This window comes from Pseudomonas sp. A-1 (genome assembly GCF_004801855.1).
In the GTDB taxonomy this organism is placed as follows: Bacteria; Pseudomonadota; Gammaproteobacteria; order Pseudomonadales; family Pseudomonadaceae; genus Geopseudomonas.
The window spans coordinates 1-15,573 of record NZ_SSTC01000089.1; the positions used below are offsets into that span (position 1 = coordinate 1).

12 protein-coding genes, 1 tRNA gene and 1 pseudogene are annotated in these 15,573 nt (G+C 63.0%); all 14 read left to right on the plus strand.

Annotated features, from left to right (window positions below):
- A pseudogene (locus E5198_RS17155) lies at window positions 1-81 on the plus strand (elongation factor Tu); the annotation flags it as partial.
- A 53-nt stretch (window positions 82-134) separates the two neighbouring features.
- A tRNA-Trp gene (locus E5198_RS17160) sits at window positions 135-210 on the plus strand.
- Between the two features lie 39 nt (window positions 211-249).
- Window positions 250-618 carry a preprotein translocase subunit SecE gene (secE, locus tag E5198_RS17165; RefSeq protein ID WP_136491177.1) on the plus strand — a complete coding sequence of 123 codons (369 nt, stop codon included), beginning with the start codon at window positions 250-252 and terminating at the stop codon, window positions 616-618.
- A gap of 9 nt (window positions 619-627) precedes the next feature.
- Window positions 628-1,161, plus strand: a complete 534-nt coding sequence (nusG, locus tag E5198_RS17170) for a transcription termination/antitermination protein NusG (RefSeq protein ID WP_136491178.1) — start codon at window positions 628-630, stop codon at window positions 1,159-1,161.
- A 115-nt stretch (window positions 1,162-1,276) separates the two neighbouring features.
- On the plus strand, window positions 1,277-1,708 hold the full coding sequence (gene rplK / locus E5198_RS17175; RefSeq protein WP_136491179.1) for a 50S ribosomal protein L11: 432 nt from the start codon (window positions 1,277-1,279) through the stop codon (window positions 1,706-1,708).
- A complete protein-coding gene (rplA, locus tag E5198_RS17180) occupies window positions 1,708-2,406 on the plus strand; it encodes a 50S ribosomal protein L1 (protein ID WP_136491180.1) in 699 nt (232 codons plus the stop codon). Before rplK ends, rplA begins: the two co-directional genes overlap by 1 nt.
- Window positions 2,407-2,602: 196 nt before the next feature.
- A complete protein-coding gene (rplJ, locus tag E5198_RS17185) occupies window positions 2,603-3,103 on the plus strand; it encodes a 50S ribosomal protein L10 (protein WP_136491181.1) in 501 nt (166 codons plus the stop codon).
- Between the two features lie 76 nt (window positions 3,104-3,179).
- Complete coding sequence (gene rplL, locus E5198_RS17190) at window positions 3,180-3,548, plus strand: 50S ribosomal protein L7/L12 (protein ID WP_136491182.1); 369 nt, start codon at window positions 3,180-3,182, stop codon at window positions 3,546-3,548.
- Between the two features lie 221 nt (window positions 3,549-3,769).
- Window positions 3,770-7,846, plus strand: coding sequence for a DNA-directed RNA polymerase subunit beta (gene rpoB / locus E5198_RS17195; RefSeq protein WP_136491183.1), 4,077 nt, complete (start codon window positions 3,770-3,772; stop codon window positions 7,844-7,846).
- Between the two features lie 59 nt (window positions 7,847-7,905).
- The gene (rpoC, locus tag E5198_RS17200; protein ID WP_136491184.1) at window positions 7,906-12,111 is read left to right on the plus strand and encodes a DNA-directed RNA polymerase subunit beta'; all 4,206 of its coding nucleotides are present in this window, start codon (window positions 7,906-7,908) and stop codon (window positions 12,109-12,111) included.
- A gap of 141 nt (window positions 12,112-12,252) precedes the next feature.
- A complete protein-coding gene (rpsL, locus tag E5198_RS17205) occupies window positions 12,253-12,624 on the plus strand; it encodes a 30S ribosomal protein S12 (RefSeq protein WP_090350228.1) in 372 nt (123 codons plus the stop codon).
- A gap of 85 nt (window positions 12,625-12,709) precedes the next feature.
- Window positions 12,710-13,180 carry a 30S ribosomal protein S7 gene (rpsG, locus tag E5198_RS17210; protein WP_090313836.1) on the plus strand — a complete coding sequence of 157 codons (471 nt, stop codon included), beginning with the start codon at window positions 12,710-12,712 and terminating at the stop codon, window positions 13,178-13,180.
- Window positions 13,181-13,210: 30 nt separating this feature from the next.
- Entirely contained in the window at window positions 13,211-15,331 is a 2,121-nt protein-coding gene (gene fusA, locus E5198_RS17215) for an elongation factor G (protein WP_136491185.1), read from the plus strand.
- A gap of 30 nt (window positions 15,332-15,361) precedes the next feature.
- Window positions 15,362-15,573, plus strand: a 212-nt coding sequence (locus E5198_RS17220; protein ID WP_256659179.1) for a GTP-binding protein, incomplete at its 3' end; no start/stop codon positions are given.

Here is a 15,573-nt window from a genome sequence, read left to right on the forward strand (position 1 = left end):
ATGGAAGACGGCCTGCGCTTCGCCATCCGCGAAGGCGGTCGTACCGTCGGCGCCGGCGTGGTTGCCAAGATCATCGAATAAGTAGTTGATCTTTCTCGGTTGGGCCGGTATAGTAGCCGGCCTGACTAAGTCACAGGCCAGTAGCTCAATTGGCAGAGCGGCGGTCTCCAAAACCGCAGGTTGGGGGTTCGATTCCCTCCTGGCCTGCCAGATTTCTCGAATCTGGCACCCTTCACAAGGTCCTTGCAGATGAACGCCAAGGCTGAAAGCAAAGATTCCCGCCTCGATGTCCTCAAGTGGGTCGTCGTCACCCTGCTGGTGGCGGTTGCCGTAGTGGGGAATCAGTATTTCGCAGCTGAACCCATCCTGTATCGCGTGCTCGGCATTCTGGTGCTGGCTGGCGGCGCCTTCTTTGTTGCGCTGCAAACCGTCAAGGGTGGCGCCTTCTTTGCTCTGGTGAAGGAAGCGCGTGCCGAGATTCGCAAGGTCGTATGGCCGACCCGCCAGGAAACCACCCAGACCACGCTGATCGTGGTGGCCGTGGTGCTGCTGATGTCCCTGCTCCTGTGGGCGCTGGACTCGCTGCTGGGTTGGCTGGTTTCGTTGATCGTCGGTTAAGGGTGCACTGTGGCTAAGCGTTGGTATGTTGTGCATGCCTATTCGGGATACGAAAAGCATGTAATGCGTTCGCTGATCGAGCGCGTCAAGCTGGCCGGCATGGAAGACCAGTTCGGCGAGATTCTGGTTCCCACCGAAGAAGTGGTGGAGATGCGCAATGGCCAGAAGCGCAAGAGCGAGCGCAAGTTCTTCCCCGGCTACGTGCTGGTGCAGATGGAGATGAACGAGGGGACCTGGCACCTCATCAAGGATACCCCGCGCGTCATGGGCTTCATCGGTGGCACCGCGGACAAGCCGGCGCCGATCACCGAAAAGGAAGCCGAGGCCATCCTGCGTCGCGTAGCCGACAGCGGCGACAAGCCGCGTCCGAAGACGCTGTTCGAGCCGGGCGAAGTGGTGCGTGTCATCGACGGCCCGTTTGCCGACTTCAGCGGCGTCGTCGAAGAGGTCAACTACGAAAAGAGCCGGATCCAAGTGGCCGTGCTCATCTTCGGTCGCTCCACTCCGGTGGAGTTGGAGTTCGGTCAGGTCGAGAAGGCCTGAGCGCAAGGGATCCCGACCCCGCAGCCGCAGGCTGCGGGGTTTTGTTGTCACTGGGAAAAACGCGAAAAGCAACCGGGGAGCCGCAAGGCGCATGTACCCGCAACTGGAGTAGCAGATGGCTAAGAAAATCACGGCTTATATCAAGCTGCAAGTGAAGGCCGCACAGGCCAACCCGTCGCCGCCGGTCGGTCCGGCCCTGGGCCAGCACGGCGTCAACATCATGGAATTCTGCAAGGCCTTCAATGCCCGCACCCAGGGCATGGAGCCGGGTCTGCCGACTCCGGTGATCATCACCGTCTACAGCGACCGCAGCTTCACCTTCGAGATCAAGAGCACCCCGGCTGCCGTGCTGCTGAAAAAAGCAGCGGGCATCACCAGTGGCTCCGCTCGTCCGAACACCCAGAAAGTGGGCACCGTTACCCGTGCACAGCTGGAAGAGATCGCCAAGGCCAAGCAGGCCGATCTGACTGCAGCTGACCTGGATGCGGCCGTGCGTACCATCGCCGGTTCCGCGCGTAGCATGGGCCTGAACGTGGAGGGTGTGTAATGGCTAAGCTGACCAAGCGCCAGAAGGCGATCGCCGAGAAGGTTGTCGCTGGCAAGCAGTACGGTTTCGAAGAGGCCGCTGCCCTGCTGGCCGAGCTGTCCACTTCCAGCAAGTTCAAGGAATCCGTGGACGTCGCCATCAACCTGGGCGTCGATCCGCGTAAATCCGACCAGGTCGTGCGTGGCGCCACCGTGCTGCCGAACGGCACCGGCAAGAGCGTGCGCGTTGCCGTGTTCACCCAGGGCCCGGCTGCCGAAGCCGCTCTGGCTGCCGGCGCCGACCGCGTGGGCATGGACGAGCTGGCTGCCGAGATGAAGGGCGGCGACCTGAACTACGACGTGGTCATCGCTTCCCCGGACGCCATGCGTGTCGTGGGCCAGCTGGGCCAGATCCTCGGTCCGCGCGGCCTGATGCCGAACCCGAAGGTCGGCACCGTGACCCCGGACGTGGCCACCGCGGTGAAGAACGCCAAGGCCGGTCAGGTTCGCTTCCGTACCGACAAGAACGGCATCATCCACGCCTCCGTCGGCAAAGTCGACTTCGCTCCGGCTGCCCTCAAGCAGAACGTCGAAGCCCTGCTGTCCGATCTGAAGCGCCTGAAGCCGTCCGCCTCCAAGGGCGTATACATGAAGCGCGTGACCCTGAGCACCACCATGGGTCCGGGCCTGCAGATCGACCAGGCTTCCCTGGACGCGTGATACAGGGATGCGCCGGCTGGCCGGCGCATCCAACCTATTGGGGTCCCTGCCTGGCGGGGGCTATCCAAGACCGTAGGCGGCGCAAGCCTTAAATCACCAGCCTACGCAGATGGTGCTCCCGATTCGTTTGCCGAATCAGACACCAAAACCCGCCCGGCCCCGGCTGGGCGAAACGGTAACATCCAGGAGTAAACCCGTGGCAATTAAGCTCGAAGACAAGAAGGCCATTGTCGCTGAAGTCAACGAGGCTGCCAAAGCTGCCCTGTCCGCTGTCGTGGCCGATGCCCGTGGCGTGACCGTGGGCGCCATGACCGGACTCCGTAAAGAGGCCCGTGAAGCCGGTGTGTACGTGAAAGTCGTGCGCAACACCCTGGCTCGCCGCGCCGTCCAAGGCACCGAATTCGAGGTGCTGGGCGACGTGTTCAAGGGCCCGACCCTGATCGCATTCTCCAACGAGCATCCGGGCGCTGCCGCCCGCATCTTCAAGGAGTTCGCCAAGGGTCAGGACAAGTTCGAGATCAAGGGCGCTGCCTTCGAAGGCAAGCTGATCGCAGCCAACCAGATCGACGTGCTGGCTACCCTGCCGACCTACGACGAAGCCGTGTCCCAGCTGATGAGCGTCATCCAGGGCGCTACCAGCAAGCTGGCTCGTACCCTGGCGGCGATTCGCGACAAGAAGGAAGCCGAGGCTGCCTGAGGCGCCTAGGACCCTTCCCAACCTTTTTTGTCAATAAGATGGCCTTCAGGCCGTCACCCAATACAGGAATAGAGTCATGGCTCTGACCAACGAAGATATCATCAACGCCGTATCCGAAATGTCCGTGATGCAGGTTGTCGAACTGATCAAGGCGATGGAAGAGAAGTTCGGCGTCACCGCCGCTGCTGCCGTTGCTGCCGGTCCGGCCGCTGCTGCTGCTGTCGTCGAAGAGCAGACCGAGTTCACCGTCGTTCTGGCCGATGCCGGCGAGAAGAAAGTGAACGTCATCAAGGTCGTGCGCGAGCTGACCGGTCTGGGCCTGAAAGAAGCCAAGGCTGTGGTCGACGGCGCTCCGGGCGTGGTGAAGGAAGGCGTCTCCAAGGAAGAGGCCGAAGCGGCCAAGAAGTCCCTGGAAGAAGCCGGCGCCAAGGTCGAGCTCAAGTAAGCTGAGCCGACATTGCGTCGACAGTCCGCGAACTGATTTCGGACTGATGGCTGGTGGCTATTGCCACCGGCCTTTTTCCGTTATGGGTGGCCTGGCACGGCCCGCCGCCCGTGACGTGATCACCACCCCGCAGGGTGGTCGCAAACCGAGGGTTTGCACGATTTTCCGGCTACTCCCGTCGGAGAGGCCAAACAAGCAGGTGACCAAGCTGGGGAACGCTGATGGCTTACTCATACACTGAGAAAAAACGTATCCGCAAGGACTTTAGCAAGTTGCCGGACGTCATGGATGTGCCGTATCTGTTGGCCATCCAGCTGGATTCGTATCGCGAATTCCTGCAGGCGGGCGCCAGCAAGGAGCAGCTCCGCGACGTCGGCCTGCACGCGGCCTTCAAGTCCGTTTTCCCGATTATCAGCTATTCCGGCAACGCTGCCCTGGAATACGTCGGCTATCGCCTGGGCGAGCCGGCATTTGACGTCAAGGAATGCGTGCTGCGTGGCGTGACCTTCGCCGTGCCGCTGCGCGTGAAAGTGCGTCTGATGATCTTCGACAAGGAATCGTCGAGCAAGGCGATCAAGGATATCAAGGAGCAGGAAGTCTACATGGGGGAAATCCCCCTGATGACCGAGAACGGTACCTTCATCATCAACGGTACCGAGCGTGTCATCGTTTCCCAGCTGCACCGTTCGCCGGGCGTGTTCTTCGACCACGACAAGGGCAAGACCCACAGCTCGGGCAAGCTGCTGTACTCCGCACGCATCATTCCCTACCGCGGCTCCTGGCTGGACTTCGAGTTCGATCCGAAGGACGCCGTGTTCGTGCGTATCGACCGTCGCCGCAAGCTGCCGGCCTCCGTGCTGCTGCGCGCGCTGAACTACGGCACCGAGGAAATCCTCGATGCCTTCTACGACACCAACGTGTTCCACCTCAAGGATCAGTCGCTGAGCCTCGAGCTGGTACCGCAGCGTCTGCGTGGCGAGATCGCCGGCTTCGACATCAAGGACGAGACCGGCAAGGTCATCGTCGAACAGGGCCGCCGCGTCACCGCGCGTCACATCAACCAGCTGGAAAAGGCCGGCATCAAGCTGCTGGAAGTCCCGCTGGACTACGTGCTGGGCCGCACCCTGGCCAAGGCCATCGTGCATCCGGCCACCGGCGAGATCATCGCCGAGTGCAACACCGAGCTGACCGTCGACCTGCTGGCCAAGATCGCCAAGGCCCAGGTGGTGCGCATCGAGACCCTGTACACCAACGACATCGACTGCGGCCCGTTCATCTCCGATACCCTGAAGATCGACTCGACCTCCAACCAGCTGGAAGCGCTGGTCGAGATCTATCGCATGATGCGTCCCGGCGAGCCGCCGACCAAGGATGCCGCCGAAGCCCTGTTCAACAACCTGTTCTTCAGTGCCGAGCGCTACGACCTGTCCGCGGTCGGCCGCATGAAGTTCAACCGCCGCATCGGTCGCGAAGAGATCGAAGGCCCGGGCGTGCTCAGCCGCGAAGACATCGTCGACGTGCTGAAGACCCTGGTCGACATCCGTAACGGCAAGGGCATCGTCGACGACATCGACCACCTCGGCAACCGCCGCGTGCGCTGTGTCGGCGAGATGGCCGAGAACCAGTTCCGTGTCGGCCTGGTGCGCGTCGAGCGTGCGGTCAAGGAACGCCTGTCGATGGCCGAAAGCGAAGGCCTGATGCCGCAGGACCTGATCAACGCCAAGCCGGTGGCTGCCGCGATCAAGGAGTTCTTCGGTTCCAGCCAGCTGTCGCAGTTCATGGACCAGAACAACCCGCTGTCCGAGATCACCCACAAGCGCCGCGTCTCCGCACTCGGCCCGGGCGGTCTGACCCGCGAGCGTGCCGGCTTCGAAGTGCGCGACGTGCACCCGACCCACTACGGCCGCGTGTGCCCGATCGAGACGCCGGAAGGTCCGAACATCGGCCTGATCAACTCGCTGGCCACCTACGCGCGCACCAACCAGTACGGCTTCCTGGAAAGCCCGTACCGCGTGGTCAAGGGCGGCCAGGTGACCGACGAGATCGTCTTCCTGTCGGCGATCGAGGAAGCCAACCACGTCATCGCCCAGGCCTCGGCGACCCTCAACGAGCAGGGGCAGCTGGTGGACGAGCTGGTGGCCGTGCGTCACCTCAACGAATTCACCGTGAAGGCGCCGGAAGACGTCACCCTGATGGACGTTTCGCCCAAGCAGGTGGTTTCCGTCGCGGCCTCGCTGATTCCGTTCCTCGAGCACGACGACGCCAACCGCGCGCTGATGGGTTCGAACATGCAGCGTCAGGCCGTGCCGACCCTGCGTGCCGACAAGCCGCTGGTGGGTACCGGCATGGAGCGCAACGTCGCCCGTGACTCCGGCGTCTGCGTGGTGGCCCGTCGTGGCGGGGTGATCGACTCGGTCGACGCCAGCCGCATCGTGGTGCGGGTCAACGACGACGAGGTCGAGACCGGCGAAGCGGGTGTCGACATCTACAACCTGACCAAGTACACCCGCTCCAACCAGAACACCTGCATCAACCAGCGTCCGCTGGTCAGCAAGGGTGACGTGGTGGCGCGCGGCGACATCATGGCCGACGGTCCGTCCACCGACATGGGCGAACTGGCGCTGGGTCAGAACATGCGCGTGGCGTTCATGCCGTGGAACGGCTTCAACTTCGAAGACTCCATCTGCCTGTCCGAGCGCGTGGTCCAGGAGGACCGCTTCACCACCATCCACATCCAGGAACTGACCTGCGTGTCGCGCGACACCAAGCTCGGCCCGGAGGAGATCACCGCGGACATCCCGAACGTTGGTGAGGCTGCGCTGAACAAGCTGGATGAAGCCGGTATCGTCTACGTCGGTGCCGAGGTGCAGGCCGGCGACATCCTGGTCGGCAAGGTCACCCCGAAGGGCGAGACCCAGCTGACTCCGGAAGAGAAGCTGCTGCGCGCGATCTTCGGCGAGAAGGCGTCCGACGTGAAGGACACCTCCCTGCGCGTGCCGACCGGCACCAAGGGCACCGTCATCGACGTGCAGGTGTTCACCCGCGACGGCGTGGAGCGCGACTCGCGTGCCCTGTCGATCGAGAAGCAGCAGCTCGACGAGATCCGCAAGGACCTCAACGAGGAGTTCCGCATCGTCGAAGGCGCCACCTTCGAGCGTCTGCGCAGCGCGCTGGTCGGCCAGGTGGCCGAAGGTGGCCCGGCCGCCCTGAAGAAGGGCAGCGCGATCACCCACGAGTACCTCGACGGCCTCGAGCGCGGCCAGTGGTTCAAGCTGCGCATGGCCGAAGAGGCGCTGAACGAGCAGCTGGAGAAGGCTCAGGCCTATATCTCCGACCGCCGTCAGCTGCTCGACGACAAGTTCGAGGACAAGAAGCGCAAGCTGCAGCAGGGCGACGACCTGGCGCCGGGCGTGCTGAAGATCGTCAAGGTCTACCTCGCGATCAAGCGCCGCATCCAGCCGGGCGACAAGATGGCCGGCCGCCACGGTAACAAGGGTGTGGTGTCGGTGATCATGCCGGTCGAGGACATGCCGCACGACGAGCATGGCACTCCGGTGGACATCGTCCTCAACCCGCTGGGCGTACCGTCGCGGATGAACGTCGGCCAGATCCTCGAAACCCACCTGGGCCTCGCGGCCAAGGGCCTGGGCGAGAAGATCAACCGCATGCTCGAGGAGCAGCGCAAGGTCGCCGAACTGCGCCAGTTCCTGCACCAGATCTACAACGAGATCGGTGGTCGCCAGGAGAATCTGGACAGCCTGAGCGATCAGGAAGTCCTCGCCCTGGCCGAGAACCTGCGCAAGGGCGTGCCGATGGCCACGCCGGTGTTCGACGGTGCCGAGGAGCGCGAGATCAAGGCCATGCTCAAGCTGGCCGATCTGCCGGAGAGCGGCCAGATGCAGCTGTACGACGGCCGCACCGGCAACGCCTTCGAGCGCAAGACCACCGTCGGCTACATGTACATGCTCAAGCTGAACCACCTGGTCGACGACAAGATGCACGCGCGTTCCACCGGCTCCTACAGCCTGGTCACCCAGCAGCCGCTGGGCGGCAAGGCGCAGTTCGGTGGCCAGCGTTTCGGGGAGATGGAGGTCTGGGCGCTGGAAGCCTATGGCGCCGCCTACACCCTGCAGGAAATGCTGACCGTGAAGTCGGACGACGTGAACGGCCGGACCAAGATGTACAAGAACATCGTGGATGGCGATCACCGCATGGAGGCCGGCATGCCCGAGTCCTTCAACGTGCTGATCAAGGAAATCCGTTCGCTCGGCATCGACATCGAGCTGGAAACCGAATAACCCGCGACGCGTACCGGCGGCAGGCGAGCCTGCCGCCGGCTCCGTGAGGAGGAAAGGCCTTGAAAGACCTGCTTAACCTTTTGAAAAACCAGGGTCAGATCGAAGAGTTCGATGCCATCCGTATCGGCCTGGCGTCGCCCGAGATGATCCGCTCCTGGTCCTTCGGCGAAGTGAAGAAGCCGGAGACCATCAACTACCGTACCTTCAAGCCCGAACGTGACGGCCTGTTCTGCGCCAAGATCTTCGGCCCGGTGAAGGACTACGAGTGCCTGTGCGGCAAGTACAAGCGCCTCAAGCACCGCGGTGTGATCTGCGAGAAGTGCGGCGTGGAAGTCGCCCTGGCCAAGGTGCGCCGCGAGCGCATGGGCCACATCGAGCTGGCCTCGCCGGTCGCCCACATCTGGTTCCTCAAGTCGCTGCCGTCCCGTATCGGCCTGCTGCTGGACATGACTCTGCGCGACATCGAGCGCGTGCTCTACTTCGAGAGCTACGTGGTCATCGATCCGGGCATGACCCCGCTGGAGAAGGGCCAGCTGCTCAACGACGAGCAGTACTTCGAGGCTCTCGAGGAGCACGGTGACGACTTCGACGCGCGCATGGGCGCCGAGGCGGTATTCGAGCTGCTCGCCGCCATCGATCTGGAGCACGAGATCGGCCGCCTGCGCGAGGAAATCCCGCAGACCAACTCCGAGACCAAGATCAAGAAGCTGTCCAAGCGCCTCAAGCTGATGGAAGCCTTCCAGGGCTCCGGCAACAAGCCGGAGTGGATGGTGCTGACCGTCCTGCCGGTGCTGCCGCCGGACCTGCGTCCGCTGGTGCCGCTGGATGGCGGCCGCTTCGCGACCTCCGATCTCAACGATCTGTACCGCCGGGTGATCAACCGCAACAACCGTCTGAAGCGCCTGCTCGACCTGGCCGCGCCGGACATCATCGTGCGCAACGAGAAGCGCATGCTGCAGGAAGCCGTGGACGCCCTGCTGGACAACGGCCGCCGCGGCCGTGCCATCACCGGCTCCAACAAGCGCCCGCTGAAGTCCCTGGCCGACATGATCAAGGGCAAGCAGGGCCGCTTCCGTCAGAACCTGCTCGGCAAGCGCGTCGACTACTCCGGCCGTTCGGTGATCACCGTCGGCCCGACCCTGCGCCTGCACCAGTGCGGCCTGCCGAAGAAGATGGCCCTCGAGCTGTTCAAGCCGTTCATCTTCGGCAAGCTCGAAGCCAAGGGCATGGCGACAACCATCAAGGCGGCCAAGAAGATGGTCGAGCGCGAGCTGCCCGAGGTCTGGGACGTGCTCGCCGAAGTCATCCGCGAACATCCCGTGCTGCTCAACCGTGCACCGACCCTGCACCGTCTGGGCATCCAGGCGTTCGAGCCGGTGCTCATCGAAGGCAAGGCCCTGCAGCTGCACCCGCTGGTGTGCGCCGCGTACAACGCCGACTTCGACGGTGACCAGATGGCCGTGCACGTCCCGCTGACCCTCGAGGCCCAGCTGGAAGCGCGTGCGCTGATGATGTCGACCAACAACGTGCTGTCGCCCGCCAACGGCGAGCCGATCATCGTGCCGTCGCAGGACGTGGTGCTCGGCCTGTACTACATGACCCGCGAGGCGGTGAACGCCAAGGGCGAGGGCCGTGTGTTCGCCGACCTGCAGGAAGTCGACCGCGTGTTCCGCGCCGGCGAAGTGTCCCTGCACGCCAAGGTCAAGGTGCGCATCAACGAGGTGGTCAAGGATCGCGACAGTGGCGTGATCACCAGGAACACCCGCATCGTCGACACCACCGTCGGCCGCGCGCTGCTGTTCCAGGTGGTTCCGGCCGGCCTGCCGTTCGACGTGGTCAACCAGTCGATGAAGAAGAAGGCGATCTCCAAGCTGATCAACCACGCCTACCGCGTGGTCGGTCTGAAGGACACCGTCATCTTCGCCGACCAGCTGATGTACACCGGCTTCGCCTACTCGACCATCTCCGGCGTGTCGATCGGCGTCAACGACTTCGTCATCCCGGAAGCCAAGGCGCGCATCATCGACGCCGCCACCGCCGAGGTGAAGGAGATCGAGACCCAGTACGCCTCCGGCCTGGTGACCCAGGGCGAGAAGTACAACAAGGTGATCGACCTGTGGTCGAAGGCCAACGACGAAGTGTCCAAGGCGATGATGGCCAACCTCTCCAAGGAGAAGGTCATCGACCGCGAGGGCAACGAGGTCGACCAGGAGTCCTTCAACTCCATGTACATGATGGCGGACTCCGGTGCGCGGGGTTCCGCGGCGCAGATCCGCCAGCTGGCCGGCATGCGCGGTCTGATGGCCAAACCGGACGGCTCGATCATCGAGACCCCGATCACCGCCAACTTCCGTGAGGGGCTGAACGTACTGCAGTACTTCATCTCCACCCACGGTGCCCGTAAGGGTCTGGCGGATACCGCACTGAAGACCGCGAACTCCGGTTACCTGACCCGTCGTCTGGTCGACGTGGCCCAGGACCTGGTGGTGACCGAGATCGACTGCGGCACCGAGCAGGGTCTGCTGATGACCCCGCACATCGAGGGTGGCGACATCGTCGAGCCGCTCGGTGAGCGCGTGCTCGGCCGCGTGATCGCCCGCGACGTGCCCAAGCCGGGCACCGACGAGATCATCGTGCCGGCCGGCACCCTGATCGACGAGCAGTGGGTCGACTTCCTCGAGCTGAACAGCGTCGACGAAGTGATCGTGCGTTCGCCGATCACCTGCGAAACCCGCTACGGCATCTGCGCCAAGTGCTACGGTCGCGACCTGGCCCGCGGTCATCAGGTCAACATCGGCGAAGCGGTCGGCGTCATCGCCGCCCAGTCGATCGGTGAACCGGGTACCCAGCTGACCATGCGGACCTTCCACATCGGTGGTGCGGCCAGCCGGAGTGCGGCCCAGGACAGCATCCAGGTGAAGAGCGGCGGTACCGTCCGCCTGCACAACCTGAAGCACGTCGAGCGTGCCGACGGCGCCCTGGTGGCGGTGTCCCGCTCCGGCGAGCTGGCGGTGGCCGACGACTTCGGTCGCGAGCGCGAGCGCTACAAGCTGCCCTACGGTGCGGTGATCTCGGTCAAGGAGGGCGACAAGGTCGAGGCCGGCGCCATCGTGGCCAAGTGGGACCCGCACACCCACCCGATCATCACCGAGATGGCCGGTACCGTGACCTTCGTCGGCATGGAGGAGGGCATCACCGTCCGCCGGCAGACCGACGAGCTGACCGGTCTGACCAACATCGAGGTGATGGATCCCAACGAGCGTCCGGCTGCCGGTCGCGAGATCCGTCCGGCGGTGAAGCTGGTCGACGCCAACGGCAAGGACCTGCTGCTGCCGGGCACCGACGTGGTCGCGCAGTACTTCCTGCCGGCCAAGACCCTGGTCAACCTGACCGACGGCGCCAAGGTGAACGTGGGTGACGTGGTTGCGCGTATCCCGCAGGAAACCTCGAAGACCCGCGACATCACCGGTGGTCTGCCGCGCGTCGCCGACCTGTTCGAGGCCCGTCGTCCGAAGGAGCCGTCGATCCTCGCCGAGATCAGCGGCACCATCAGCTTCGGCAAGGAAACCAAGGGCAAGCGTCGCCTGGTGATCACTCCGACCGACGGCAGCGAACCGTACGAGGAGCTGATTCCGAAGTGGCGTCACCTCAACGTCTTCGAGGGCGAACAGGTGAACCGCGGCGAAGTGATCTCCGACGGTCCGAGCAACCCGCACGACATCCTGCGCCTGCTGGGTGTCAGCGCGCTGGCCAAGTACATCGTCAACGAGATCCAGGACGTGTACCGCCTGCAGGGCGTGAAGATCAACGACAAGCACATCGAGACCATCCTGCGCCAGATGCTGCGCAAGGTCGAGATCAGCGAGTCGGGCGACTCCAGCTTCATCAAGGGCGACCAGGCCGAGCTGACCCAGGTGCTGGAAGAGAACGAGCGTCTGGCCGTCGAGGACAAGTTCGTCGCCAAGTACGAGCGCGTCCTGCTGGGTATCACCAAGGCCTCGCTGTCCACCGAGTCGTTCATCTCTGCGGCCTCCTTCCAGGAGACCACCCGCGTCCTCACCGAGGCGGCGGTCACCGGCAAGCGCGACTACCTGCGCGGCCTGAAGGAGAACGTGGTGGTCGGTCGCCTGATCCCGGCCGGTACCGGCCTGGCCTACCACAGCGAGCGCAAGCGCAAGCGCGATGCCGAGAAGCCGCAGCGCGTCAGCGCCAGCGAGGCGGAAGCCCAGCTGTCCGAAGCGCTGCTCAACTTCGGCGAAAAGTGAGTGCTACCCCCGGTCGCTTAGGCGGCCGGGGGTGCCTTGACGAGGGGTGTCAAGCTCTTTAGACTCATGCACCCCTTAATCTCGCGGGGCGTTTCGCCTCGCGAAATTTTTGTGTCGCAAGACAATCAGTGGAGCTAGTAGATGGCAACTATCAACCAGCTGGTGCGCCAGCCGCGCAAGCGCGTCTCTGAAAAGAGCGACGTGCCTGCGCTGCAGAACTGCCCCCAGCGCCGCGGCGTTTGCACCCGCGTTTACACCACCACCCCGAAGAAGCCGAACTCGGCGCTGCGTAAGGTCTGCCGTGTGCGCCTGACCAACGGCTACGAAGTCGCTTCCTACATCGGTGGTGAAGGTCACAACCTCCAGGAGCACAGCGTCGTGCTGATCCGCGGCGGTCGTGTGAAGGACCTTCCGGGTGTGCGTTACCACACCGTGCGCGGTTCGCTGGATACCTCCGGCGTGAAGGACCGTAAGCAGGGTCGTTCGAAGTACGGCGCCAAGCGTCCGAAGTAATTTTCCGAATTCATTTTTGTCGAGTCGATAAGAGTAAGGTCGGGCGTGTCCCGAGCTAACCTGAAGACCGTTTGAGGGCTTATCAATGCCAAGACGTCGTGTAGCGGCCAAGCGTGAAATCCTGGCTGATCCGAAGTACGGAAGCCAGATCCTGGCTAAATTCATGAACCACGTGATGGAAAGCGGCAAGAAGGCCGTGGCCGAGCGCATCGTTTACGGTGCCCTGGAAACCGTCAAGCAGCGCAAGAACGTCGATCCCCTGGAAACCTTCGAGAAAGCACTCGACGCCATCGCTCCGCTGGTCGAAGTGAAGTCCCGCCGTGTCGGCGGTGCTACCTACCAGGTTCCGGTCGAAGTTCGCCCGTCCCGCCGTAACGCCCTGGCCATGCGCTGGCTGGTGGATTACGCGCGCAAGCGTGGTGAGAAGTCCATGGCTCTGCGTCTGGCAGGCGAGCTGATCGACGCTGCCGAAGGCAAGGGCGCCGCTGTGAAGAAGCGTGAAGACGTGCACCGCATGGCCGAAGCCAACAAGGCCTTCTCGCACTACCGTTTCTAAGAAGCGCATTCATCTAGCGAGGACCCTACCGTGGCCCGTACTACACCTATCAACCGCTACCGTAATATCGGTATCTGCGCCCACGTGGATGCCGGTAAGACCACCACCACCGAGCGGGTACTGTTCTACACCGGCGTGAACCACAAGCTCGGCGAAGTGCACGACGGTGCCGCGACCACCGACTGGATGGTGCAGGAGCAGGAGCGTGGTATCACCATCACCTCCGCTGCCGTGACCACCTTCTGGAAGGGTTCGCGCGGCCAGTACGACAACTACCGCGTCAACGTGATCGATACCCCCGGTCACGTGGACTTCACCATTGAAGTAGAGCGCTCCCTGCGCGTTCTCGACGGCGCTGTCGTGGTGTTCTGCGGCACCTCCGGCGTTGAGCCGCAGTCGGAAACCGTATGGCGTCAGGCCAACAAGTACGGCGTTCCGCGTATCGTCTACGTCAACAAGATGGACCGCCAGGGCGCTAACTTCCTGCGCGTGGTCGAGCAGATCAAGAAGCGCCTGGGTCACACCCCGGTGCCGGTCCAGCTGGCCATCGGTGCCGAGGAGAACTTCGTCGGTCAGGTCGACCTGATCAAGATGAAGGCGATCTACTGGAACGACGAAGACAAGGGCATGACCTACCGCGAGGAAGAGATTCCGGCGGAGATGGCTGACCTTGCTGCCGAATATCGCTCGAACATGGTCGAGGCAGCCGCCGAAGCCAACGAAGAGCTGATGAACAAGTACCTCGAAGAGGGCGATCTGACCAACGAGGAGATCAAGGCAGGCCTGCGTCAGCGCACCCTGGCTTGTGAGATCGTTCCGGCCGTCTGCGGTTCCTCGTTCAAGAACAAGGGCGTCCCGCTGGTTCTCGACGCCGTGATCGACTACCTGCCGGCTCCGGACGAAGTTGACGCCATCAAAGGCGTTCATCCGGATGACGACGAGAAGGTCGACGAGCGCAAGTCGTCCGACGACGAGCCGTTCGCAGCTCTGGCGTTCAAGATCGCCACCGACCCCTTCGTTGGTACCCTGACCTTCGTTCGCGTCTACTCGGGCGTGCTGTCTTCCGGCGACTCGGTGGTCAACTCGGTCAAGGGCAAGAAAGAGCGCGTCGGCCGTATGGTGCAGATGCAGGCCAACCAGCGCGACGAGATCAAGGAAGTCCGCGCCGGCGACATCGCGGCCCTGATCGGCATGAAGGACGTCACCACCGGTGACACCCTGTGCGATCTCGAGAAGCAGATCGTCCTCGAGCGCATGGACTTCCCGGAGCCGGTAATTCACGTTGCCGTCGAGCCGAAGACCAAGGCCGACCAGGAAAAGATGGGCATTGCTCTGGGCAAGCTGGCCCAGGAAGACCCGTCGTTCCGCGTCAAGACCGACGAAGAGTCCGGTCAGACCATCATTGGCGGCATGGGTGAGTTGCACCTGGATATCATCGTTGACCGCATGAAGCGCGAGTTCAACGTTGACGCCAACATCGGCAAGCCGCAGGTGGCCTACCGCGAAACCATCTCCAAGGATGGCGTCGAGATCGAAGGCAAGTTCGTTCGCCAGTCCGGCGGTCGTGGCCAGTTCGGTCACTGCTGGATCCGCTTCTCGGCTCCGGACGTGGACGATAAGGGCAACATCACCGAAGGCCTGGTCTTCACCAACGAGGTCGTGGGTGGTGTGGTTCCGAAGGAATACATCCCGGCGATCCAGAAGGGTATCGAAGAGCAGATGAAGAACGGCGTTGTTGCCGGCTATCCGCTCATCGGCCTGAAGGCGGCCGTGTTCGATGGTTCCTACCACGACGTCGACTCCAACGAGATGGCGTTCAAGATCGCTGCCTCCATGGCAACCAAGCAGCTGGCCCAGAAAGGCGGCGGCAAGGTTCTCGAGCCGATCATGAAGGTCGAGGTCGTGACTCCGGAGGAGTACATGGGTGACGTGATGGGTGACCTGAATCGTCGTCGTGGCCTGATCCAGGGTATGGATGACAGCGTGTCCGGCAAGGTCATTCGCGCCGAAGTTCCGCTGGGCGAGATGTTTGGCTACGCTACCGACGTACGTTCCATGTCCCAGGGTCGCGCGAGCTACTCCATGGAATTCTCCAAATACGCCGAAGCTCCGTCGAACATCGTCGAAGCACTGGTTAAGAAGCAAGCTTGATTCAGCCCTTTTAGCAAGAGGTTCACTGTCGTGGCTAAAGAGAAATTTGAACGTAACAAACCGCACGTCAACGTCGGCACCATCGGTCACGTCGACCATGGCAAGACCACTCTGACCGCTGCCCTGACCAAGGTCTGCGCGGACACCTGGGGTGGCGCTGCTCGTGACTTCTCCCAGATCGACAACGCTCCGGAAGAGAAGGCGCGCGGTATCACCATCAACACCTCGCACGTCGAGTACGA